Source organism: Hellea balneolensis DSM 19091 (assembly GCF_000428525.1).
Lineage (GTDB): Bacteria > Pseudomonadota > Alphaproteobacteria > Caulobacterales > Maricaulaceae > Hellea > Hellea balneolensis.
Map to the genome: position 1 here is coordinate 124,647 of NZ_AUAC01000007.1, position 21,961 is coordinate 146,607.

Sequence of the window (21,961 nt, forward strand, 5' to 3'; positions counted from 1 at the left end):
GGGCGTCAGCAAGGGGCGCGTATAGGACAGTTGGGCGCTAGGTTTAGGCTCGCATATCACTGATATCTTTGAGGCGGCGTTTTGCCTTTTCAAAAGTCTTACGGTCCGAAGGCTTTTTAATATTCGGATCCTCAATAATTTGTACTTTCGCTTCACGTCTTATGAAAATGTGGGGCTCTTTGGGGAGGGGGTCAAAGCCGAAATTAATATGATTGAGTGTCTCATGAGTGCCCAGCAGCAAATAGCTTAAAGGCTTTACGAGAGTTGAAAGACCTCGAAGCACGCGTACTTGGGCTGGAGAACTGTAATGTGGTAGAGCATTTCTGAAAACCACGATGTCAAATTGTCCAAGCGTATCGAGCTTTGAGAGTAGATGCGCCTCCTCGAAACGAACCATTTTTCGGATATGATCTTTGACCACCCAATCTTCGGCCTGGCGGTCAAAATATGTGATCAAGTCGCGAATGGGCAGTCCGCGCTGCGCCTCGAAATGCGTGTAGCGTCCGGCTCGGGCACGGTCGAGTGCTGTTGACGGATAATCAACACCAATGACTTCAAAGGTGGTGTCAGGGAACTTATCTTTGGCTTTGTCTAGGGCCATTGCAATACAATAGGCCTCTTGGCCGCTGGAACACCCAAAAGAGAGAATTTGAATTTTACCACCTTTTCGGATCGGATATAGAGCGGGAAGAATGACATTTTCAATTTTGTCCAAGCTCTCTCGATCTGTGTAAAAATGTGTGTCGCGCTCAAGTAGGCTCGAGACGATTTTTACGGCTAGGTTGCTTTGTCCTGATTTAAAAAGCTCCTCGACCATTTCATCTAAGGATTTGAAACCCTCTTTGCGTGACAGGGATGAGAGGCGTGTTTCGATCAAAAAAGCATGGTCGCTCCCCAGATTTACACCGGCAAGTTCTAAGGTTAAGCGCTTAAGCGCCTCATAATATGTGGGGTTTAGTGAGAGCACTGCGCTCATCAGATGAGCCCGGCCTGATAAAATTTGGATTCGATAATATCAGAATCAAACGGTTTCATGACATATTCATCAGCCCCCGCATCCAAGGCTTGTGATATCTTAAGAACATCACGTTCAGCCGTACAGAATACGACAACAGGCTTATCGCCTGAGGGCTCTTTGCGTAGTTCTTTGAGGAAATCCAAGCCGTCCATGACCGGCATATTCCAATCCAGCAAGATGGCATCGGGCATATTTACGCGGCAGCGATCAATTGCTTCTTGACCGTTCTCGGCTTCTTTAGTTGCAAATTTAAGGTCTTTGAGAATTCGGCTCGCGACTCGGCGAATCATTTTGCTGTCATCCACGACAAGACAAGTTTTGGTTCTCATAAGCTGACCTCCGCAGGCATATCAGTCATGAGCTGGTCAGCATTGGGTAAGATTTCCGAAGCTGTCGCAGGAGAAATATTTACGGTCTCGCCGTCGCATTTTACCTGAATGTCGAGTCCTTCGGGCAATTGCGCAGCTGATATATCAATGTGTCCACCGCGAGAGAGTCCTTTGGCAAGGCGTGCCTCCGGCTTTGCGATATGAGTCTGCACTAAATGCATTACGATATCTTCTAATTGTCCGCGTACGGCCTCAACTTGGCTGTCAGCCAATGACAATCCATCAGCCGCATAAGAAACGCTAACGGATTTTTGCTGTGACCGCGCCGTGCGTAGCGCGATATCGGTTATGCTTGGCATTAAGTTTTCAAAGCTGACTTGGGGCTCAGAGGTCTTTATAGGAATATCCATTTTCAGCTTAGCCAGACGCTGCAATGCAGGGGCGCTGCCCCCTGAAAATTTTATCAGCGGGATAAGCGTTTCGCGCGCGGCATCATATTGGGCCTCAGCGCTTATAATAGGCGTGATCTCTATGTGGCTTTCATCAAGGTTAGAGTGAATAGGCGGTAACGTTACCTCGGGCGCGATTTCATCGAGTCCTTCAGCATATTGAAGCGTCAGCTTATAAAGAGACATCAGCCGTCCATCAATTTTTGGCTGGCTGCACCCTTCCTCATAGCCGTCCAAAACAGATTGAGCTGTGCGCGCAATGCTTTTGGCAGAGAGTGTGCGTGCATCAAGGAGGATATCTTTCAAAGAAGATATCGCGAGCTTGTGATCCAGGCGAGCACCACCCAATAGGCCGTCCAAGGCTGACATCGTGCTGTTCACGAAATCACGGGCATCTGTTAAATCGTCACCGATAGGAAGCATAAGACTGTTTCAACTCATTCGTTAAGTTAAAACAAAATGCCCAAAAAGGGTTAAGAGCCCCTAAAGTTTAAGTGAATTTATCTGCTATAGGGCGATTTAGGTCGCATCGTTTTGGGGGATATGGGCTGAGAACTTAACTGTATCACCCTCAACTGAAGCAGATACGCTCCCGCCCAACTCACGTGCTATCATCCCGGCGTAGAAAGGCTGAATTGTGCGTCCGTCAAACCCATCTTCAGGGGCTTTCCCGCTAAGTGCTTTTTCAATCGCCGCGTCTAAACGAGATTTAGCCCCTGTTGCGTCCAGCGATAAAGTCACATTTCCGGATGAATCCGTCGCGGAAATCGTCACATCCCCGCCTCGCGGAACAGATTGTACGGCGAGCATTGCAAGGTTAAGCAAGAGCCGTGCTGTATTTTTTTCAAGGGCATCAACGCTTTGTCCCCAGTTTATCGCCGCTTTTCCGCCTTCATACATATCGGCAATTAAGGCTTTTAGCTCATCAACAGCTATCACGCCGGGGCGGGAGCCCCCGGATCCGAAGGCAAGGCGCAGAAATCTTAATTTTGCGCCGGCTTGCTTCGAGGATAGCCGCACAAGGCCCATCGCGTCCTCATGCATTTCCGTGTTGCTCTCATCATCCAAAACTTCAAGCGCGGTTCCCAATGCGCCTATGGGGCTGATCAGGTCATGACAAATACGGGCAGATAACAGGGCTGCGAGGCTTGAGGGCGTAAGTTTCGTGACAGTAGCAGACATAAGCGGGCTCGCGGTATAGGTGATTTGGTTTAAACTTAGTGATTTTCGCCCTAGCGTATAGGGGTTTCATAAAAAAAGCCGCTGAAGCGAGTCAGCGGCTTAGGAAGAGAGGCTCAAGATTCGAACGAGCTTAACTTTATTTCGTGCGCCAGGCGCCTGAAGAGTCCATAACTTTTTCGCCTGAAGCGGCCTTAGCGATTTGCTTTTCACCGAAAATGGCCGCAACGACCTCGACTTGCAGGTTTTCGGCACGTGCTTTTTTCGTATAAATTGACTTACGTCCGATATTGATTTCATTCATCGCTGCGCGTTCTGCCGCAGATAATGCTCCGTTACCTGTTTCAGCAAGATAGCCTGCAACAGTCTCTCCAATAATGCCTTTTGTTTTGGCATTGTCTGCGATGGCTTTAGCTGATTGCGCTTGCGCCGTAGCCTCTGTGCCGCCAAGCGTGCTTATTACCATCGTTCCGCCGGCTAGTAAGGCGAAGGCGGAGATCGCCGTAAAAAATGTTTTCTTCAATGTCATTATCCTCTCCTTAGAAAAGGCCCAGTCTAATTGTTCATAGATCCTAGAATAGATCTGGATTATTCGCGATCAAGTCTTCAACATCCTTATCCAATCGGACGCGGACTTCTTGATCAATTTTGACGTTAAGATTGATAACAATGGGCTTGTCCGAAGGCTCAATTTTCACCGTAGGTGCGCACGCCATTAGGCTAAAAACTGTAAAAGCTATTGCCAGTCGTCTTAATATCATAAGGAAACCTACTCTTTTGACCCTGAACCTGCCATTAACATCGGGTTATATCAAGTTCAGACACGTTAGAGGAAATAAGGCTTAATTCAGCACTAGGCCTTCATGCGGGCTGTCGAGCACAAAGGCTGGTATATCGACGTCATAGGACTCGCCCGTATTCGCGCCTTGAACTGTGTAGGTGCCCCGCATCATGCCTGAGGGTGCTGTCAATGGCGCGCCGCTTGTATAACGAAAAATTTCGCCGGGTTTGACGACAGGTTTTTCGCCAACAACGCCTTTGCCGCGTACTTCTTGGACTTGACCGCGCGAGTCAGCAATTTGCCAAAACCGTTCTGTAACGGTTAGGTCTTCTGCGCCTTGATTATCGATTTCTACAGTATAGGCCCAGATGAAACGCGAGTCTGAGGGGCTCGATTGTTCCGCGAGATATTCAGGTTCTACGCGGACCACAACATCTTTAGTGCGCTGTTCAAATAATGGTTGCTGTAAATCTTGCACGGATTACCCTCACTTGCTTCTGTTTCGCCCGAAGCATTTTCTCTCTTATAGCAGTTGTGACGCTTAACACGGAGTGCCGCAACCCCTTAACCCATTCTATAACCAAAAAATACAGTTCAGACTTGTTTCAAGCGAGTGGGATGGTAATCGCTATCTTATGAATATGGGGATTTTACCACAGCAAACGATCGAAACTCTTATTAAGGACGGAAGCATTATTGCGCCGCCTATAAGTGAGGACGGACAGCCGACTCAGTTGCAGCCTGCCTCACTTGATTTGCGCTTAGGCCATAAGGCTTATCGGCTTAGGGCGAGTTTTCTTCCCGGCGAAGGACGCACTGTTAAAGACTGCCTCCCAGATGTGCATATGCACGAAATCGACTTGAGAGCCGGCGCAGTATTGGAAACGGGCTGCGTTTATTTGGTGCCGCTCCAAGAAGCCTTAAATCTCCCGCAGGAGCTGAGCGCAGCGGCCAACCCCAAAAGCTCGACAGGACGGCTTGATGTCTTTACCCGCGTTATTTGTGACGGCGCACATAGCTTTGACGCTGTTGATGCGGGATATGAAGGCCCACTCTATGTCGAAATCGCGCCCCGCACCTTTTCAGTGCTCGTGCGCCCTGGAGACCGTCTGGTTCAAATGCGGTTTCGCAAAGGCTCGGTAAATGAGCTGAATACGCAAACGGTCAGCATCGACCTTGAAGGTTTTGACAAAGAGGGTGTTGTGGGCTGGCGGGCTCGCCGTCACGCCGGACTTGTCGATGTCTCTGCTGTAGGAGGACATGCTGCCAGAGATTATTGGCAGCCGCTTTATGCCGAGAAAAAACAACTTATACTCGACCCTGATGAATTTTATATTCTGGCCTCGAAAGAGGCCGTCAGCATACCCCAAAATCAAGCCGCAGAAATGGCGCCTATTGCGCCTGAAATCGGTGAGTTTCGTGCCCATTACGCAGGGTTTTTTGACCCCGGTTTCGGTATGGCCGCAGCAGGAGGGGAAGGCTCCCGCGCCGTTCTCGAGGTTCGAGGAAGAGATGTGCCCTTCTTACTTCGTCACGGTCAACCTGTGGCTAAACTCGTTTTTGAAGCCATGAGCGAAATCCCAGCCTCTCTATATGGAGAAAAGGGATCACACTACCAAGCGCAAAGCTTAAGGTTGTCTAAACACTTTAGGGATGTATAATACGTCAATATGTCTAACGCTATAGAGGTTTTATGCGTTTAAAAACAAAATTATTTTTAGCTTTTCTGTTATCAGTTTTTGCTTCAGCTCTTCCTATTCAACCCGCAAATGCAGCACCGCCAGCTAAAGCTTTTGGTGAACTACCAGTAGGTTATGACGCAGCAATTTCCCCTGACGGAAAAGAACTGGCCATAATCATAAATGTTAAAGGGACTTATGGTGTCATTACGCAAAAAGTTGACGGTTCATCTGAAAAGCCTTTCTATATTACTTTAGGTGAAGAAATAAAACCTAACTATGTTAAATGGGTCAATAATGAAAGATTTGTCGTTTCTGTAAGTAAATCAGAAAAGTTTAGAAGCACACCTTTCACAGTTGGCTATCTTTACACAGCGAATATAAATACCAAAAAAACGCGATTGGTTGTGAAGCCTAAAGGTATGTTTCGTCAATTCAATAATAGGGTTGTTGATTGGCTCGAAGATGATCCAGAGCATATTTTAATGGCTTATTCTGATGAGGAATGGGATTCATATCCAGATATTAGGAAAGTAAATGTTACGACGAGCCGTGATAAGCTTATAAAACGTGGACAGCCTGGAATTGAATATTGGGATACAGACGACAATGGTGTTCCGCGTATAGGCACAGGGCAAACTGACGGCGGTAATAAGCGGCGCGTCATATATAACACTACCACAGATAAATGGGACTCAACAGATGAGTTTCCGGGACTAGATGCTGAGACACCAATTTTTGGAATTCTAAATGATGGCACTGAATTAGTGATTGGTGATTATCGTGGCAAAGATACACTGGGTCTCTATGTTTATAATCTAAATCAAAAGCAAATCACGCGTTCCCTCTTTCATAATGATAATTATGACGCTTCAGGAGTCGTTCTGAGTAAAGATGGCGAAACGGTTATTGGTGCAAAATATACGGCGGAAAGTGACAGGACAGAACTTTTGGGAGAATACGGAACATTACTTGATACGTTGAGGGCTAAATTTAACGGTTATGATGTCGACTTTCTTGACCAGACCCAAGATGGCCGAACAGTTTTAGTAAAAATGTCCTCTCCCTATGACCCAGGCGGCGTGTTTAGTTATACGTCTGGAGACGCAGACCCAAGATTGCTAACTAAAATGTATAGCGAAATTAGCGATAATGACACGGGTGATGTTGTTGCTGTTAAGTACACAGCAAGAGACGGGCAAAAAATTCCAGCTTTTGCAACACTTCCTCCAGGGGTTAAATCACCAAAGAATTTACCCTTTATTGTCCTCCCGCATGGCGGTCCATACGCGCGTGACTCCAAGCGTTTTGACTATCTAGCTCAGTTTTTTGCAACGCGTGGTTATGGCGTCTTGCAAATGAACTTTAGGGGTTCAGAAGGTTACGGAAAATCATTTGCGGATGCGGGGCGTAATAATTGGGTTGTGATGCAACAAGACGTCGAAGATGCGACGCGCTATCTTTATAGAAAAGGGTACGCGGATCAAAGTCGCACCTGCATCGCAGGGTGGTCTTACGGTGGCTATGCCGCGTTAATGGGGGTCTCCACAGACCCTGATCTCTATAAATGCGCCATTGCGATGGCGGCTCTAACGGACATAAATGATGCTAAGAATGATCTTAAGAAGTATCGTGGGGGCAAGCATGTAGCCAAAGAATTTTTTGGGGAAGCCATGCAAGACAAAGAAGTGCGTAGAGCAAACTCACCTGTACACGTCGCGGGCAATATAAAAGTGCCCGTCTTTTTGGCGCATGGAGATTTAGATGAGAATGTTCAGTTTGATCAATTTATACGTATGAAAAGGGCTTTGAAAAAAGCTGGGGTTAAAGCGACATATATGAAATTTGAGGACGAGGATCATTTTCTCTCACGTCAACACAATAGAGAGAAGTTTTTCATTGGAATTGATAAATTCCTTCAGGACGTAAATGGAACAAGTGAATATATGAAATAGTCTAAGCTGAACAGCTTGCGCCGCCGAGTACGCAGAATTTTGCACAATGCGGGTGGTTAAGCTTTACGGGGCCGAGGCTTTCTTTCAGGGTTTTACCTGTTTCAAATTGAGGGTCATCCCATAAGAGAGTGCAGGCGAGTACACTAGCGCGGTCCTCGTCTTTGCGGCGCACCACCATGCGCGATGTGGCGCACATCATGCTGTCGGGATGAATGTCCAAGATTCCCCAACACGCAACAGTAATTTCAGGCACGTCCACATTTTCATCCATTTCGGGAAAGAGGATTGTGACGGCAGGGTCTTGGGCGTCGATGTTCCAGCCTTGCACTTTGCAAAGATGTGCATAGCCTTGGCGAGCCGCAATTTCACTTTCAGAGAACATAGAGCGCCCGGCAATGTTCAAAGTGAAATTATGTTCCGTCAGCCATGCCATACCTTTAAGCGCGATATCAAAACTGCCTTCGCCGCGTTCTTGATCGTGTCCTTCTTGACTAAAATGATCCAGGCTGACCCGCAGCGTCATCTTACCGGGAAAACGCGCCTGCAAATCTAACAAGCCTTTTTGCACACGGGGCCGCATCATGGGCTTCATTGCATTGGTCAGGATAAGAAGTTCATGGCCACGCTCCAACGCCATTTCCGACAGGCGTATCATGTGCGGGTTGAGGTAAGGCTCGCCGCCTGTAAAAGCAATTTCGATCTTATGGGCATACATTTCGTCAATTTCGTCCAAATAAGGCGCCATATCTTCGGGCGTTAAATAGATGAAGTGATCCGCTGTCGGGCTGCTTTGAATATAGCAATTAGCGCATTCAATATTGCAAAGAGAGCCCGAGTTAAACCAGAGCGTTTTCAGCTCTTTAAAAAAGACAGAAGCCCGTTTCTCGCCTTTGGCGGTGGTCACGGGGTTTTGAAATTTACGGGGATCTATAGGAGCATTCATAAGGGTGCCTCTAATATGAATCCCGCTCCCTGTCATACACAATCGCGTGAGACCTGCAGAATTTAGCGGTGCTGAATTGGTCTTTTGCGTGGATTTGGCGGTGAAGCTTTGTGCGCGATTTAATAATGAGCTGGGCGTTTAAAGAGTTCACTTCCTTATGCCGGACTTAATTCACATAATATTTTTATTAGTAACGCTCACATGGAGAGAGATAATGTTCATTACTTATGTGCTTTTATCCGGCCTAATATTTAACCGATAATACGGTTTACATGACCCATTTTGCGGCCCGGCTTTATGTCGCGTTTACCGTAGAGGTGCAGGAATGTTTTGGGCTCTTGTGCGAGACTTTCCCAATGGCTGATATCTTCGCCGATCAAGTTGGTCATTTCCATTTTGGATTTGGGTGATGTGTCGCCGAGTGGCCAGCCGCAAATTGCGCGAATATGAAGCTCGAATTGATCAATACAGCCGGCATCTTGTGTCCAATGACCTGAATTGTGAACGCGCGGCGCAATCTCGTTGACGAGCAATGTTCCGTCCTCAAGTTCGAAAAACTCAGTCGCCATGACGCCGACATAATCAAGCGCGCTCATGATTTGTACAGCGAGGCCTTGTGCCCGCCCGTCATCATTTTCAGCCGGGGCCAAACTTTTATGCAGAATGTGGTTCTGATGAACATTCTCAATTAAGGGATAAGCTGCTGTCTCGCCAGTAAAGCTACGGGCAGCGATAACAGAGACTTCGCGCTTAAAAGGAATGAAGGCTTCTAGAATAGCCGGTGCCCCCTTCATCACGTCCCAAGCCACCGGAATATCATTTTCTGACTTTATGATAGATTGCCCTTTACCGTCATATCCAAATCGCCGCGTCTTCAGCACGGCTGGAAGACCAAGTTTCTTTGTCGCACGCTTTAGATCGTGGACGGAATTTACGGGTTCAAAGGCGGCTACAGGCACTTTGGCCTTGTCCCGAATAAATGTTTTTTCAGAAAAGCGGTCTTGCGCGATATTCAGTACATTCGCATTCGGATGAAGCGAGCGTGCATTCGCGGCAGTTTTGGCCGTTAGACTCGGAACATTCTCAAACTCATAAGTTACGACATCGCAGGCTTGTGCGAAGCTGAGTACAGCCTCGATATTCTCATATGACGTGTTGCTTTCAAATCTTGAGACCTTGGCTGCAGGTCCCGCCCATTCAGGGTCATAGATATGGCATTGAAACCCCAAGCGCGACGCAGCTAAGCTGAGCATACGGCCTAATTGCCCACCTCCAAGAATGCCGATAGTACTTCCGGGTGGAAGGGGTTTTTGTATCGCACTGACCATAAGTTTACTCTTGGTGAGGTGTTTTCGGCTTTTTGGATTAGCTTCTTGGATCATGTGCGACGGCTGCCGTCTGGGCCTCGCGCCAAGCTTCAAGATTCTCGCTGATACGCTCATCAGATAAGGCCAGAATTGCGGCGGCCAAAAGTCCGGCATTTTTAGCGCCGGCTTTTCCAATGGCGAGCGTGCCAACGGGAATCCCGCCGGGCATTTGCGCAATTGATAAAAGACTATCCATTCCGGACAGAGCCTTGGACTCCACAGGCACGCCTAAGACGGGCAAGCAGGTCATGGAGGCCGCCATACCGGGAAGATGTGCGGCGCCACCCGCACCTGCGATTATCACTTGATACCCCTCATCAGAGGCTGATTTCGAAAACTCGACAAGCCTGTCAGGTGTGCGGTGAGCAGAGATAACTTTTGCGTCGTACTTTATACTCAAAGCATCCAAGATTAGGGCAGCATGTTCCATGGTCGGCCAGTCGGATGTAGACCCCATAATAATTGCAATAGGCGCTGTCATGATAGCTTTCTCAAAATGTGTCCTTAGAAAGCGCTAAACAATAACCGATGCTATGTCCTGGTCAAATAGAAAAATAGATAAACGGTCCTACTGTAAATTCAGTATCAGCCGCGCATTGGCGCTCTAATTTCGTAATATATTAACTGTCCTGATTTGAGCTTTCTTAACGCCATTCTGCCTATAGTGAAACGGTAAGAAATTTAATGGGGGCATTGAGGATAATTATGACCGCTTCACGCGTCACGACTATATTACAAACCGGCGCGCTTAGAGTTTTAGAGCGCGGCAATGCCGTGGAGTCTGAATTGGTTTCTGAAAATCAATCCTTGTTATCCGAAGTCGCGCGCTTGCGGTTAAGAGTCCTTGAATTAGAACGCGCCGCGGATACGGACCCGCTTGTACCGGTTTACAATCGCCGGGCTTTCATGCGCGAGGTTTCGCGGGCGCAGACAGTTATGGTCAGATATGATTTACTGTCATCCATTATATTTTTTGATCTGAATGGCTTTAAATCTATAAATGATCGTTTCGGCCATGGGATCGGTGATGAGCTTTTGAAGAAAACAGGAAAAGTGCTACTAAGCGGCGTTCGGGATTGTGATATGGTTGCGCGGCTCGGCGGTGATGAATTTGGCATTTTGCTATTTAAAACGGATCCGCATTTGGCCAAAGCCAAAGCTTCCACACTTGCGTGCCGCATTGCTGAACAGCATGTAGAGCTTCCCACTGGCAATGTAGGTGTAACAGCGGCATGGGGGGCAGCGCCTTGTGAGCCCCGTGATACACCAGAACAAATCCTGGCCCGTGCAGACCGTGCGATGTATATGGCCAAGAGGGCGGCCGGCTAAATCGCCATTAAGAACAAGACTAAGCAATAATGTCGGGCGTGATTTGATTTTCTAAAAATGTAATCTGATCTTTAATCGACAATTTTATTTTTTTCATGCGGCTAATCTTTAGCATGTCTGTAACGCCGATTTCTTGAAGCGCTTTGATCTCTGTATCGATGCGGCGATGTTCTAGCTTAAGATTGCTCAGAATCTCCTCTAACTCCTCCTCAGAGGGGGCGTCTGTCTTAGCAGTTTCAGAGTCTAAGTCACCGTTCATAATATGGCTATTACGTTACCTTTAACCAAGCCGCAAGTTAGGGACATGACTCTTCGTAATTTTTGTGTTATTAGAGTACCATCACAAATATGGAGGTGTGAATGGCAGTATCAGCCCGTTTAGAACAACTCTCGAACAAGCACTCAACGCTTGATATGCAAATCCGACAGGAAATGCGAAGTCCTATCCCTGATACTTTGCGAATAGCACAGCTTAAAAAGCAAAAACTCCAAATTAAAGATACTCTAGAAAACGCCAAAGACTAGACTCTACGGGTTTTAACAACTTGACCTTCTCCGTTTAACGACGTTTATTCCGTCCTTAACCAGAGGGATTGCCATGTCTGAACGCGTGTTTATTGTTACAGGTGCTGCAAAAGGTATAGGCTATGCCTGTGCTCGGCGGCTTATAGCCGATGGCTATAAAGTGGCTTTGGCAGACATAGATCAGGCGGACGGTAAGAAAGCTCTGGATCAGCTGAATGCTGGCAAAGATAAAGCCATCTTCATCGAATGCGATGTGTCCGAAAAACTTGAGGTGCATAATCTGGTTGCAGAGACGCTCTCTGCATTTGGACGTATTGACGGCCTGATTAATAATGCCGGTATAGCGCTGAAAGGCGGCGCCTTGGATTTAGAAGAAAGCGACTTTGACCGAGTTTTAGCGGTCAATTTGCGCGGCGCATTTCTGGTATCCAAAGCGGTTGCTAAATATATGGTCGAAGAGATTGAGGGACGCGAAGATCGTTCGCGCCTGACAGAGCGCCCCTATTCGATTATAAATATGTCTTCGATAAATGATACGGTCGCTTTGCCTGATTATTTGGCTTACACCGTCTCCAAAGGTGGTTTGTTGCAAATGACGCGGTCTATGGCGCTTGAGTTAGCGCCCTTTGGCATTCGCGTTAATGCGATTGGGCCGGGATCGGTAAAGACAGATATGTTATCAGGCGTTGCTGGCGATGCGCTGGAAAAGATACATTCGCGCACGCCATTGGGGCGGGTAGCTCTGCCGGACGAGATCGCGGGCGTGGCCTCGTTCCTCGCAGGAGAAGACAGTAGCTATATTACGGGGCAATGTATCTATGTCGATGGTGGGCGACTCGCTTTGAATTATACGATGTCGCCGCGCACAGTTATAGAAGATATATAAGCGGGAAGGGCCTAACCTTCAGATGGCTTAAAGAGGCTTTCAAGCGTGTGCTCGACTTTCGGGGCCTCTGGTGCGGGGGCAGGCGCCGTCTCTTCGACGGCTTTTAAGCTTTCGCCTTCTTCCTTGGCAAGCTTGGCATCCTCTTTGGCTTTCTTGTCGGCCGCTTTTTTCACAAGGGCATCGAGATCAATCTGACTGCAAAGCCCCAAAGACACAGGGTCGGTCGGATTGATTGTATTAATTTTCCAATGTGTGCGCTCGCGAATAGCATTGATTGTGGGTTTCGTGGTGCCGATTAATTTTGAAATCTGCGCGTCAGTGACTTCAGGATGGTTACGTACAATCCAGGCAATAGCATCGGGGCGATCTTGGCGGCGTGATAAAGGTGTATAGCGAGGACCTTTCTTCTTGCCTTTTTTAGGTTGCAATGTGTCGCTGTCAAACGTGTTGGGCTTCATCGCGTAATTAGAGTCTTTTTCAGCCTTTTCAATTTCTTCGCGGCTGACTTGACCATTAGCAATCGGATCCGCCCCGCGAATACCTGCGGCGACATCGCCGTCTGCAATACCTTCAACTTCGAGGATATGAAGGGCGCAAAATTCGCTGATCTGCTGAAATGTCATACCCGTGTTATCAATGAGCCAAACAGCTGTCGCTTTGGGCATTAAAATCTGTGTCATATCGGCCTCCAAGATTAGCCATTAAAAAAACCCCGCTCGGCGGGGTCATTTTCGTTTGAAAACCCTCGTTCTCAACGCGATATGCGTGATATAAGAGAATTATAGAGCTTTAGCAAGAGGAGTCTGAGGTGGAAGAAAATACGCGTCAAAGCGAAACACTGTTTCAAATAGGGGACGATCTGTACGGTATCTCTGTGGACGAGCTTAAGAGCCGGATTGAAACCCTCAAAGCGGAAATAAGCCGCATAGAGGTTGAATTGACCAAAAAATCCAAGGAATTATCGGCTGCCGACCTGCTTTTTAAGCCAAAGAGCTGAGTTGTTTCGCGACGCCTCTCTTTGGCGCGGCTCTTGCAAACCTTAACATCAATGTTAAACAGGATGGTTATTGGGGACTGTCCAAACCGGAAAAATATTAAATGAGCGCTACACATAATACAGACGCCGCAACGGTTGCGATTCTTGATACTCTCACACCACAAGCCGAAGCCCGATTGCTGGAATTTACAAAATCTGAGCTTTTTTCGAAAACCTTTCGTGAAGGCATGGATATGGTCGAAGAAACGGCCGCTTATTTAGACGGCCCTGGTCGCCAAGACAGTAAAAAATTAGGACGTAATGATGCTCTAACTTATGCCAGTCAATCCATGCGCTTGACGACCCGCCTGATGCAGGTGGCCAGTTGGCTGCTCGTACAGCGTGCCCTGAAAGAAGGCGAAATGAAATCCTCCGAGGCCCGCCAAGATAAGTACCGCCTTGTGCCTGAAACGAAATCAGAGGACGGCCTCAGCTTTTCAGATATTGCCAAGGATGCCTATGCTTTACCTGCAAGATTACTTGATTTACTCGCGCGATCTGAGTCTCTTTATGAGCGTATAATGCGCCTTGATCGTTCGCTTTACGGCTCTATTGCCGCGCAAAGAGGAAACACAGTGGCCGATCAAATCAGCCGTTTAGAGGCGGCTTTTGGTCGTGTTGCCAACGGATAAGTCATTTCCAATACAATGATAATAAAAAAGGCGGCTCAAAGGGCCGCCTTTTTTGTAAAATCTGTTGAAAGACCTAAACGCCGAAACCAGCAAATTTGTCTTTGAAACGAGAGACGCGTCCGCCGCGATCCATCATTTTGCCTTCGCCGCCTGTCCAGGCCGGGTGGGTCTTTGAGTCAATATCGAGGACGAGTGTATCGCCTTCTTTGCCATATGTTGAACGTGTCTGATATGTTGACCCGTCCACCATTTGCACGGTGATCATGTGATAATCTGGATGTATATCTTTTTTCATTTTATGGCTCCTCAGCCTCTAGTCACGGGTTTACTTTAAACGGTCCCCCGCTCGGATGGCGCGATATAGGACAGGGCCGCGAAGGGGTCAAGTGGGCTTTGTATCTGCGATGTTTTGATTAACCAAGATTTCACCATAGGCTTTAAACGCGTAAAGAGAATTCTTACATATAACAAGTGGATGGCAACGCTTGCACATAGTGATGAACATGGCCTCTGGATGCATTTCGCACGCTTTGAAGGCCCTAAGGTGGGTTCGCCTGATGTAATCCTCATCCCGATGATTCATGTTGCGAATAGAGATTTTCTTCAAGAGGCATATGAAGAAACATGGCGCTATGATTTCGCGCTATATGAGGGCGCATATGTCCCGATGACCTCTGTATTTCGGCATATCTACCCAGTTCTCGCAAAGGTATTAGGGCTAACGCCACAGGGTTCAGGAAAAATTAGTCTCGAGCGTCAGGGGTGGAAGCGCCAGAGTGATGAGGCCGCGCGTGAGCGTATTATGGTCAAAACTTTCAACAGGTCAGACCTGCAATTGTCTCGTCGCCAAAAACAAATCATTGCCGATATGGATAAAAAGGGGTTTTCGGAGTCCGTAAAGGATATGCCGTTAAGTGCTAAGCTGGCTTTCCCTTTTTTGTTGGTAGGGTTTCTTTTTGCGGCGCCCTTTACTTTTAAACGCGAAGACTTTTTCACATTATCTGAAGACACTCCAGATGTCGAAAGCTCCAACTTTTTTGAACGGTGTTTCGGACATTATTTCAAATACATCTTGGAAGACAGAGATGAGTTTTTAAAACTAACGTTTAGGAACCAATTTGAAATATGCCACGGGCATGATCTGTCGATATGTGTTCAATACGGACAGCGCCATATGAAAGCTTTGGTAGATTTTCTGCAAGACGAGATGGGCTATAGACTTGCGGAAAAGCGCGAGGTCTTAGCCGTTTCGAAAACAAAGAAAATGTCTTTGAAAGGTCTTCAAACGGGTTATGGGCAAGCCTTTGCGGCTTACAAGTTTCTGCCTTCTAATATGTCTGAGGAGCATCAGAAATATGACCGCAAGATGACATCTGTGGAAAGCAGAAAGGCCGCTTTAGATAAGATGTCCGCTAGGCGGGTGGCTAGGGAAAGTGTGCGTTTGGCACAGTCTTCCTATGCGTTTTCTAAAGATGATATCATGAATGCGTGGACCGCGTGCGCCAGTGGTGGTGCAATGGGGTATAATTTGCTTGTGGGAAGAAAAAAGTTAGTGAGCGATGAAGACTTACAACTGGATAACCTTAATGATGTAGAAGGCTATTCCCTAGATGTGAAATATTCTAAGCCTAGCTATTCTATAAGAAATTCTAAGCCAGGCTCTTCGCCTGAATATCTTATAAAAATTGATGATAGTTTGGTCTTTGTCGTTAAGCCTAATAAGGATGCCGCCTAACCCACCCGCTCCATAAGCGGCTCATATAACGCCTCATTCGTCACAATAATATCACCCGTCTCAAGCACGTCACCGCCCGTCAGGCTCTCGACTTTTAGTCCTGCCTCTTGGGCAATCAAAACTCCCGCTGCGATGTCCCAAACGGCTAGGCCGCGTTCCCAGAAGCCGTCATAGCGGCCTGCCGCTGTCCAAGCGAGGTCTAGGGCTGCTGAACCCATGCGCCTTACGCCCGAACTATGTCCCATAACTTGGTGTAGTTCTTTTAAGAACTTGGCGTGGCCCGGGCGACCCAGAAAAGGGATGCCTGTTGCAAAGAGGCTGTCAGCGAAAATCTCGCGTTTACCGGGACGCAAGCGCCTGTCGCCGCCGCCGCGCGTACCATCATTGAGGAATGCGCCTTTACCTTTTTCAGCAAAGAACATTTCATCCGTGATTGGATTATAAATCAATCCCGCGACAAGCTCTTTAGGGTTGCCGTCAATTTCCCGTTCCAATGCAATGGAAATAGCAAAATGCGGAATGCCGTGAAGGAAATTTGTTGTGCCGTCGAGCGGGTCGATGATGAAACGGTGTGTCTTATCAGAGCCCGTAATTTCGCCGCCTTCTTCGGCCAGAACGCTATAGCCGGGACGATCGCGCAGCAGATTTTCTATGATGGTTTCTTCGGATTTTTTATCAGCTTTGGATACGAAATCAGCGGGCCCTTTACGGGCCACTTGAAGGTGTTCGACTTCGCCAAAGTCCCGCAGCAAGTTACGAGACGCCTTGCGCGCCGCAAATTGCATCACCCGCATAATTGGCGAGAGATGACTTGTGGTGTCTGTAATATTGCTCATTTATCAGCGCGCTTCACATAAGAGCCGTCTTCCGTAAGAATGACGAGGCTTTCGCCTACGCCCACAAATGGCGGGACGTTTGTGCGAACGCCATTGGACAGCGTTGCGGGCTTGAAAGAGTTCGCGGCTGTCTGCCCTTTGACAACAGGTTCCGTATCGGCGACTTCTAAAATAACTTTTTCAGGCAGGACGATAGAGATAGGGCGATCTTCATAAAATTCGACATCCACGGCCATGCCGTCCGATAAAAACACGGCCTGTTCCCCGACGAATTCAGACTGCAAATTGATCTGTTCGTAATTTTCAGAATTCATAAAGACCAGCATGTCGCCTTCGGCATAAAGGTAAGTGTGAGGTTTTTGCTCAAGGCGCACGCGTTCTACGGTTTCAGCCGCGCGAAAACGCTCATTAAGCTTACGGCCATCCAGAATGTTTTTAAGCTCGACTTGATTAAATGCGCCGCCTTTGCCGGGCTTAACGGCATTGCATTTAACAGCGACCCAGAGCGTATCTTGATGCTTGATAATATTACCTTGGCGGATTTCATTGCCGTTCATTTTCATAAGTCAGTCTCGTGTCTGGCGTGGAATTTGGCGGTCTGTAACGCACAAAAGAAAACGGAGCAAGCGTTGTAACCGCGCTGCTCCGTCAAGTCATATGCGCCATGAGGGCACATCGTTGGAAGTCTGTTATTCGGCTGAGGTCAATTTCTTCGGAGCGGCCTTGGTATTGTCATTGATATTCCGCTCAATCAGTAAGCGTTTGGGATCAAGCACAATATGGGTTGGATTTTTATCCAGTGTAAAGCTTTGCTCCGTCTCCACTTCAGTCAACCGTACCCTGCGGATCGCAAAGGGGCTGGCGCCCAGATCATCCTTCGGATCTTCGGTGTAAAACCCGATTTCAACCCATTCATTGAGTTCAGCTCCGTCAATTTCTGTCACGGATGTTTCTTTACCATCTTCTTCGGAGGCATATTTCTTATCCACTTTTATGGGAAGCGTGACGTCAAAGACATCGCCCTTTGCCGCGACCTTTATTTCATCCGTAAAGGAGAGGTCCCAAAAGGTGATTTTGTTCCAGTAGTCCTCAATAAGTAGATGATATTTGGGGTCAGTCTCTTCTTTTAAGATATCAATCAGCTCCAAGGTCGTTGGATAGGGAGCTCCCTTCGTGCCGTGATATTCCTCTAGGAAGCGCTTAACCGCTGTTTGTATAATATCATTACCAATGGTGTGACGCATGCCCCAGAACACCCAACTGGTTTTGTTATAATTGAGGTAAAGCTGATTTTCGGCTTTAGCCAAAACCGGTTCGTCGTCACGTTCAAACGTTCTCTGCGTCAAATATTGCAAGGTCGAGCGTTCTTCATGCATGCGGCGAGCCTTGGCAAAATCATAAATTTCTTCATAGGCTAGCATTGTTGCATTTTCAGTCAGGCCTTCTGACAGCAGGTTAGACCCTTTTGCAAAGGCTCCTATGAGCTGATGAGCAAACCATTGGTGACCAATTTCATGCATAGTGACATAGGTCGCAAAATCAACTCGCTCAGGGTCTTCTGCATCGCCCGGGTCTTGTACAAAGCCTATATTTTCAGAAAAGGGAACTGTCCCGGCAAAGGCTTGCGCAAAGCTTGCGAATGGAAATTCCATAATACGTAATTGCGCATATTGATACGGACTGAAGGTTTCAGTGTATGTATCCATGGATTGACGCATGGCATCAAACATTAGATCGATATTAAAATCATGCGCAGGATGGAAATAGATCTCAAGATCGACATCATCGCCATTAGGATTGTTCCAAACCTCTTTGCGAACTTCATACTCGGCCGTCAGGAAAGAAAAGAAGTTATGGATCGGATTAATGGATTTATACATCCGGCAGCGGCGGCCATCTTTAACGGTCTCGCCTTCAAACTTACCGGGGGCTACAGGAATTTGGCTCTCAACAGTGCAGATGCGCGCGTCAAAATCAACGTAATCCGAATAGCCTGAGAAACTCGTCAGTAAATTATAACGCCGTGCGTCTTCATCATCACGCTCCGGCCACTGAACGCGTTCGCCCAGATCATATTTCCGGCGCGTATCGGGATTGCTTAGGAAGCCAGCCTCTAAGTTGCCAAAGACTAAGAGGGCGTCTGCATTATTTACAAATGTTCCATTGCGGGCAATGTCAGAGCTTTGTGTCAAAGTCGCACTCGCAAATTTGGTTGAGAAATTGACATTGCGGCTCTCGCCCGGCGCAAGCGGTGGGTCGAATTTTACCTGCAGTACTTGATGGTCTTCCCGCAGCGTATCAGAGAGCTCATCCCCTTCTAGAATACGCGCGCCCTCTATATTCAGGGTCGTAATATTATCAGGGCCGACGCCTGAAAACACTGTCGTGAGTGTAATGGGTTCGTCATGCGGATTATCTATAATATAGCTTCCGGAAAATTCTGCCGTTTGCTTATCGGGATAAAACTCCGCTTCTACGCTGACTTTCGTTATGCGTGGTTCAGGATTTTCCCAAATATCGGCAACTAACTTTTCAAAGGCCGCACTATTGGCCTCTGTCTTGTCTGAGTTCATATAGCCTTGGTCTTGATAGCTCTGAAGACCTGCATAGCCAAAGCCTGCGAAAGCCAGAAAACCGACTAAGGCTGTCGCAACAGATGGTAGGCTCAAGCGTTTCTTGATGTTTTTCAAGCGCGTTTTGAGGCCGACTTGATAGCCGCGTCTCCACACCCAAATTGAGAGGGCGCCTAGGATAAGGATTAAGCCCATCCAATAGGCAAATTCCCACCAGAATGACTTCGGATTAGAGAACCCTGCCATTTCGGAATATCCACCCGCGCCAACATCTCCGAAATTCATAAGCGGATGATAGAAGGGCAATTGTCCGATAAAGAAAATAAGCCCGATTAGGAGTGCTCCGCTGACGAGCATGCCGATAATCCGCCCCGGCATGAAGTTTTGGATAAACATCACCAGCATGCCTTGGAAGAAAAAGCCGACAAAGAAACTTACGATACCCATAGCTAGGAATGTCGCAGGAACGACAGGAACGCGGTCCCACCCAAATATTAGCTGGGCGATCATTCCCGCGATTAGTAATCCAAGAACCAAGGTTAAAAGTAGTAACGCCAAGGCGCCCCATTTTGCAAAAAGAAGTGAAACGTCTTTGACTGGTGTCGCGTCAAGAATGCCGTGAAGGTTAGCCGTCCTGTCCCGCCACATGATATCTGATCCGAAGAATATCATAATAATCAACATTGGGAAGAGTAGTGAACCTAAGGCGACTTGTGTCATGAACCTTGAGGTAGGGAGTAACGTGCTTGCGCCCATAAAAACGGCGACCAGAAGTGAAACCACAAAGAGCGCCAGCGCGATTCCAACCAGGATTACAAAGGCAGTGCTGCGAACCGTTGATAAATATTCGAACTTGATGCGTGTCCAGAAGGCTTGCAGCGTAAACCCTGAACCCAAATTAGGTTGGATAGGTTTGACATGCGTTGGAGCTGCGCCAGTCGGGGCATCGTCCATACGTCTTTTACCGCGACGGGTCGGAATGCCGCGCGAGGAAAAAACAAAGGCCAAGCCAAATAAAGCGAGGCCGATGGCGCCGTATACTAATCTGTTAATGCCGACCCAACCTGTGAAGGGAGCCATATTTTCATTCTGCTCAGCCGCAGGCCAATATTGTGTTTCAAGGGCCAATGAAGTCGAACCAAAAGGATCAACCAAGGCCGCAATCCATTCATCTGGGCGTTCCCCCGCGATCACACCGCCAATCAGGTAAAGAACTAAAAGACCCACAGCACTGACATAAACAAGCGCGCGGTTTCGCGTGGTGACAGCAATAGCCGTGTAAATGCCCGAAACAATCAACGCGTTTATGATAATAAAGAGGAAGAAGGGTTGCAGATAATGTATGAGGTTGAAACTTTGGAAGGTTTCAGCATCTCCCCATGGCATAAATGGTCCCGCTATGGTTCCGATGACCAAGCCTGATAAGCTGAGCACTGTGGCTATCCAGACACCCAACATACGCGCAATCAACATATCACGTGTTTTAACGGGCGTGGCGTGTACAATCTCAACAGATTTATGCGTATCGTCCCGCATAACGCCGGTGACAACAAAGACTGCCGCAAAAAATATAGAGAATAAACTGAAGGCGGATATCGTGAGGGCAATCGGAATCGCGCCATTGACTTTAACCCGCTCACCACCAGCAACACCGATCGCAAAGTCTTCATGTGATGAAAATAATACGCCAACGGCAATCATAACGATTAAAGCTAGCCAAAACCCTATCTGCCGTGTGTGCAGCGCGAGTTCGAAACTTAGGAGCTTACGCAGCATGACGGGTTTCTCCTGCGCTCATAAAGCCGTTGAGATAGGCGAAATAGGCATCTTCGAGGAGTACGTCGCGTGGCTCCCAATCACCGCCGGGGGATGTTGGCGAGAGAACAGAGACAACTGTGGCGCCGCGAAGTCTGCGCGTTGAGAGAACCTGCATTTCTGATTTCAACCGATCAACGGTGTCGTCGCTTTCAAAACGTTGCGTCCAGACTTGACCATCAATTCGAGCGACCAAATCTTCAGGGGCTCCGCGTACAATCAATTCTCCGTTGCCCATCACGCCCATATCTGTACAGAGATCCCGCACATCCTCGATAATATGTGTCGAGAGTATAATGATTTTGTCATCCCCTGCGCGAGACAAAATGTCGAGAAAGCGTTGACGCTCTAGCGGGTCAAGTCCGGCTGTCGGTTCATCAACAATAATAAGGTGCGGGTCTCCCAACAGGGCTTGCGCCACGCCAAAGCGTTGCCGCATACCACCGGAAAATGTGGCGACAGAAGCGGATTTATGCGTCCAAAGATTTACCATTTGAAGGAGCGTCTCGACTTGCTCTTTACGCTCGGCTTTATTTGTGATGCCTTTCAGAACAGCAATGTGATCAAGTAAGGCGAGGGCACTCATGCGAGGATAAACGCCAAAATCCTGCGGGAGATAGCCGAGCGTGGCGCGAATGACGTCAGGATCTTTTGTAATATCCGTCCCATTATAAGTGATAGTCCCTTCATCGGGGTTTTGAAGGGTCGCCAATGTCCGCATCAAAGTTGATTTTCCGGCACCGTTTGGTCCGAGTAAACCAAAAAGGCCGGGCGCGAGGTCGAGATTAATATTATTCATCGCATGGACATCGCCAAAGCGCTTATGGACATTTTTTATAGATAGCATGGTATTCCCCAAATTGGACTTCTCTCACGCTTTCATAGACGATATTT

The 21,961-nt window shown here is 47.7% G+C and carries 25 protein-coding genes; 8 read left to right on the forward strand and 17 right to left on the reverse strand.

What is annotated here, in order from left to right:
• Window positions 1-43: 43 nt before the first annotated feature.
• The 7 genes from F569_RS0112405 to apaG all read right to left on the reverse strand — a co-directional run bounded on the left by F569_RS0112405 (window position 44) and on the right by apaG (window position 4,234).
• The gene (locus tag F569_RS0112405) at window positions 44-976 is read right to left on the reverse strand and encodes a CheR family methyltransferase (RefSeq protein WP_026942461.1); all 933 of its coding nucleotides are present in this window, start codon (window positions 974-976) and stop codon (window positions 44-46) included.
• A complete protein-coding gene (locus F569_RS0112410) occupies window positions 976-1,347 on the reverse strand; it encodes a response regulator (protein WP_026942462.1) in 372 nt (123 codons plus the stop codon). The genes F569_RS0112405 and F569_RS0112410 overlap by 1 nt, the downstream gene beginning before the upstream one ends.
• Window positions 1,344-2,219 (reverse strand): ATP-binding protein, encoded by an 876-nt coding sequence (locus tag F569_RS0112415; RefSeq protein WP_026942463.1) that lies wholly within the window; start codon window positions 2,217-2,219, stop codon window positions 1,344-1,346. The genes F569_RS0112410 and F569_RS0112415 overlap by 4 nt, the downstream gene beginning before the upstream one ends.
• 96 nt (window positions 2,220-2,315) lie before the next feature.
• Entirely contained in the window at window positions 2,316-2,978 is a 663-nt protein-coding gene (gene chpT, locus F569_RS0112420) for a histidine phosphotransferase ChpT (RefSeq protein WP_026942464.1), read from the reverse strand.
• Window positions 2,979-3,114: 136 nt separating this feature from the next.
• Complete coding sequence (locus F569_RS17950; RefSeq protein ID WP_051279862.1) at window positions 3,115-3,504, reverse strand: DUF1318 domain-containing protein; 390 nt, start codon at window positions 3,502-3,504, stop codon at window positions 3,115-3,117.
• Between the two features lie 43 nt (window positions 3,505-3,547).
• Window positions 3,548-3,736, reverse strand: coding sequence for a YnbE family lipoprotein (locus F569_RS17955; protein ID WP_034388818.1), 189 nt, complete (start codon window positions 3,734-3,736; stop codon window positions 3,548-3,550).
• Between the two features lie 81 nt (window positions 3,737-3,817).
• Window positions 3,818-4,234 (reverse strand): Co2+/Mg2+ efflux protein ApaG, encoded by a 417-nt coding sequence (gene apaG / locus F569_RS0112435; RefSeq protein ID WP_026942465.1) that lies wholly within the window; start codon window positions 4,232-4,234, stop codon window positions 3,818-3,820.
• 157 nt (window positions 4,235-4,391) lie between these two features.
• Here apaG and F569_RS0112440 point away from each other — a divergent pair, with 157 nt between their 5' ends.
• Complete coding sequence (locus tag F569_RS0112440; RefSeq protein ID WP_026942466.1) at window positions 4,392-5,417, forward strand: 2'-deoxycytidine 5'-triphosphate deaminase; 1,026 nt, start codon at window positions 4,392-4,394, stop codon at window positions 5,415-5,417.
• 32 nt (window positions 5,418-5,449) lie between these two features.
• Complete coding sequence (locus tag F569_RS0112445) at window positions 5,450-7,390, forward strand: alpha/beta hydrolase family protein (protein WP_026942467.1); 1,941 nt, start codon at window positions 5,450-5,452, stop codon at window positions 7,388-7,390.
• 1 nt (window position 7,391) lies between these two features.
• On the opposite strand, the gene F569_RS0112450 is transcribed toward F569_RS0112445, so the two are convergent.
• The 3 genes from F569_RS0112450 to purE all read right to left on the reverse strand — a co-directional run bounded on the left by F569_RS0112450 (window position 7,392) and on the right by purE (window position 10,181).
• Window positions 7,392-8,333 carry a radical SAM protein gene (locus tag F569_RS0112450; RefSeq protein ID WP_026942468.1) on the reverse strand — a complete coding sequence of 314 codons (942 nt, stop codon included), beginning with the start codon at window positions 8,331-8,333 and terminating at the stop codon, window positions 7,392-7,394.
• A 251-nt stretch (window positions 8,334-8,584) separates the two neighbouring features.
• Window positions 8,585-9,715: a 5-(carboxyamino)imidazole ribonucleotide synthase gene (locus F569_RS0112455; protein WP_233353666.1), complete on the reverse strand. Its 1,131-nt coding sequence runs from the start codon at window positions 9,713-9,715 to the stop codon at window positions 8,585-8,587.
• Window positions 9,699-10,181: a 5-(carboxyamino)imidazole ribonucleotide mutase gene (gene purE / locus F569_RS0112460; protein WP_026942470.1), complete on the reverse strand. Its 483-nt coding sequence runs from the start codon at window positions 10,179-10,181 to the stop codon at window positions 9,699-9,701. Before purE ends, F569_RS0112455 begins: the two co-directional genes overlap by 17 nt.
• A 224-nt stretch (window positions 10,182-10,405) precedes the next feature.
• On the opposite strand from purE, the gene F569_RS0112465 reads away from it, so the two are divergent.
• Window positions 10,406-11,029 carry a GGDEF domain-containing protein gene (locus F569_RS0112465; protein WP_026942471.1) on the forward strand — a complete coding sequence of 208 codons (624 nt, stop codon included), beginning with the start codon at window positions 10,406-10,408 and terminating at the stop codon, window positions 11,027-11,029.
• Between the two features lie 19 nt (window positions 11,030-11,048).
• Here F569_RS0112465 and F569_RS17960 read toward each other — a convergent pair whose 3' ends face one another.
• Window positions 11,049-11,288, reverse strand: coding sequence for a YdcH family protein (locus tag F569_RS17960; protein ID WP_051279863.1), 240 nt, complete (start codon window positions 11,286-11,288; stop codon window positions 11,049-11,051).
• A gap of 101 nt (window positions 11,289-11,389) precedes the next feature.
• On the opposite strand from F569_RS17960, the gene F569_RS19420 reads away from it, so the two are divergent.
• Entirely contained in the window at window positions 11,390-11,554 is a 165-nt protein-coding gene (locus F569_RS19420) for a YdcH family protein (RefSeq protein ID WP_084169012.1), read from the forward strand.
• Between the two features lie 73 nt (window positions 11,555-11,627).
• Window positions 11,628-12,440, forward strand: a complete 813-nt coding sequence (locus F569_RS0112480; protein ID WP_034388820.1) for an SDR family NAD(P)-dependent oxidoreductase — start codon at window positions 11,628-11,630, stop codon at window positions 12,438-12,440.
• Between the two features lie 11 nt (window positions 12,441-12,451).
• Here F569_RS0112480 and F569_RS0112485 read toward each other — a convergent pair whose 3' ends face one another.
• Window positions 12,452-13,120, reverse strand: a complete 669-nt coding sequence (locus tag F569_RS0112485) for a cell cycle transcriptional regulator TrcR (protein WP_026942473.1) — start codon at window positions 13,118-13,120, stop codon at window positions 12,452-12,454.
• A 128-nt stretch (window positions 13,121-13,248) separates the two neighbouring features.
• Between F569_RS0112485 and F569_RS0112490 the strand changes: the two genes are divergently transcribed.
• Together F569_RS0112490 and rcdA are read left to right on the forward strand one after the other, a co-directional pair.
• Window positions 13,249-13,437: a DUF1192 domain-containing protein gene (locus F569_RS0112490; protein WP_026942474.1), complete on the forward strand. Its 189-nt coding sequence runs from the start codon at window positions 13,249-13,251 to the stop codon at window positions 13,435-13,437.
• Window positions 13,438-13,538: 101 nt separating this feature from the next.
• Complete coding sequence (gene rcdA, locus F569_RS17965; protein WP_084169013.1) at window positions 13,539-14,108, forward strand: protease adaptor protein RcdA; 570 nt, start codon at window positions 13,539-13,541, stop codon at window positions 14,106-14,108.
• A 73-nt stretch (window positions 14,109-14,181) separates the two neighbouring features.
• Here rcdA and rpmE read toward each other — a convergent pair whose 3' ends face one another.
• Window positions 14,182-14,403: a 50S ribosomal protein L31 gene (gene rpmE, locus F569_RS0112500; protein ID WP_026942475.1), complete on the reverse strand. Its 222-nt coding sequence runs from the start codon at window positions 14,401-14,403 to the stop codon at window positions 14,182-14,184.
• Window positions 14,404-14,583: 180 nt separating this feature from the next.
• Between rpmE and F569_RS0112505 the strand changes: the two genes are divergently transcribed.
• Window positions 14,584-15,843, forward strand: a complete 1,260-nt coding sequence (locus F569_RS0112505) for a hypothetical protein (protein ID WP_026942476.1) — start codon at window positions 14,584-14,586, stop codon at window positions 15,841-15,843.
• Here the strand turns inward: F569_RS0112505 and F569_RS0112510 are convergent.
• From F569_RS0112510 to F569_RS0112525, 4 genes are all read right to left on the reverse strand, one after another.
• Window positions 15,840-16,679 (reverse strand): inositol monophosphatase family protein, encoded by an 840-nt coding sequence (locus F569_RS0112510; protein ID WP_034388823.1) that lies wholly within the window; start codon window positions 16,677-16,679, stop codon window positions 15,840-15,842. The two genes, F569_RS0112505 and F569_RS0112510, sit on opposite strands and share 4 nt — an antisense overlap.
• Window positions 16,676-17,242: an elongation factor P gene (gene efp / locus F569_RS0112515; RefSeq protein WP_026942478.1), complete on the reverse strand. Its 567-nt coding sequence runs from the start codon at window positions 17,240-17,242 to the stop codon at window positions 16,676-16,678. Before efp ends, F569_RS0112510 begins: the two co-directional genes overlap by 4 nt.
• Window positions 17,243-17,368: 126 nt before the next feature.
• Window positions 17,369-21,028 carry a hypothetical protein gene (locus F569_RS0112520; protein WP_034388825.1) on the reverse strand — a complete coding sequence of 1,220 codons (3,660 nt, stop codon included), beginning with the start codon at window positions 21,026-21,028 and terminating at the stop codon, window positions 17,369-17,371.
• Complete coding sequence (locus F569_RS0112525; protein WP_026942480.1) at window positions 21,018-21,914, reverse strand: ABC transporter ATP-binding protein; 897 nt, start codon at window positions 21,912-21,914, stop codon at window positions 21,018-21,020. The genes F569_RS0112520 and F569_RS0112525 overlap by 11 nt, the downstream gene beginning before the upstream one ends.
• Window positions 21,915-21,961: the final 47 nt, after the last annotated feature.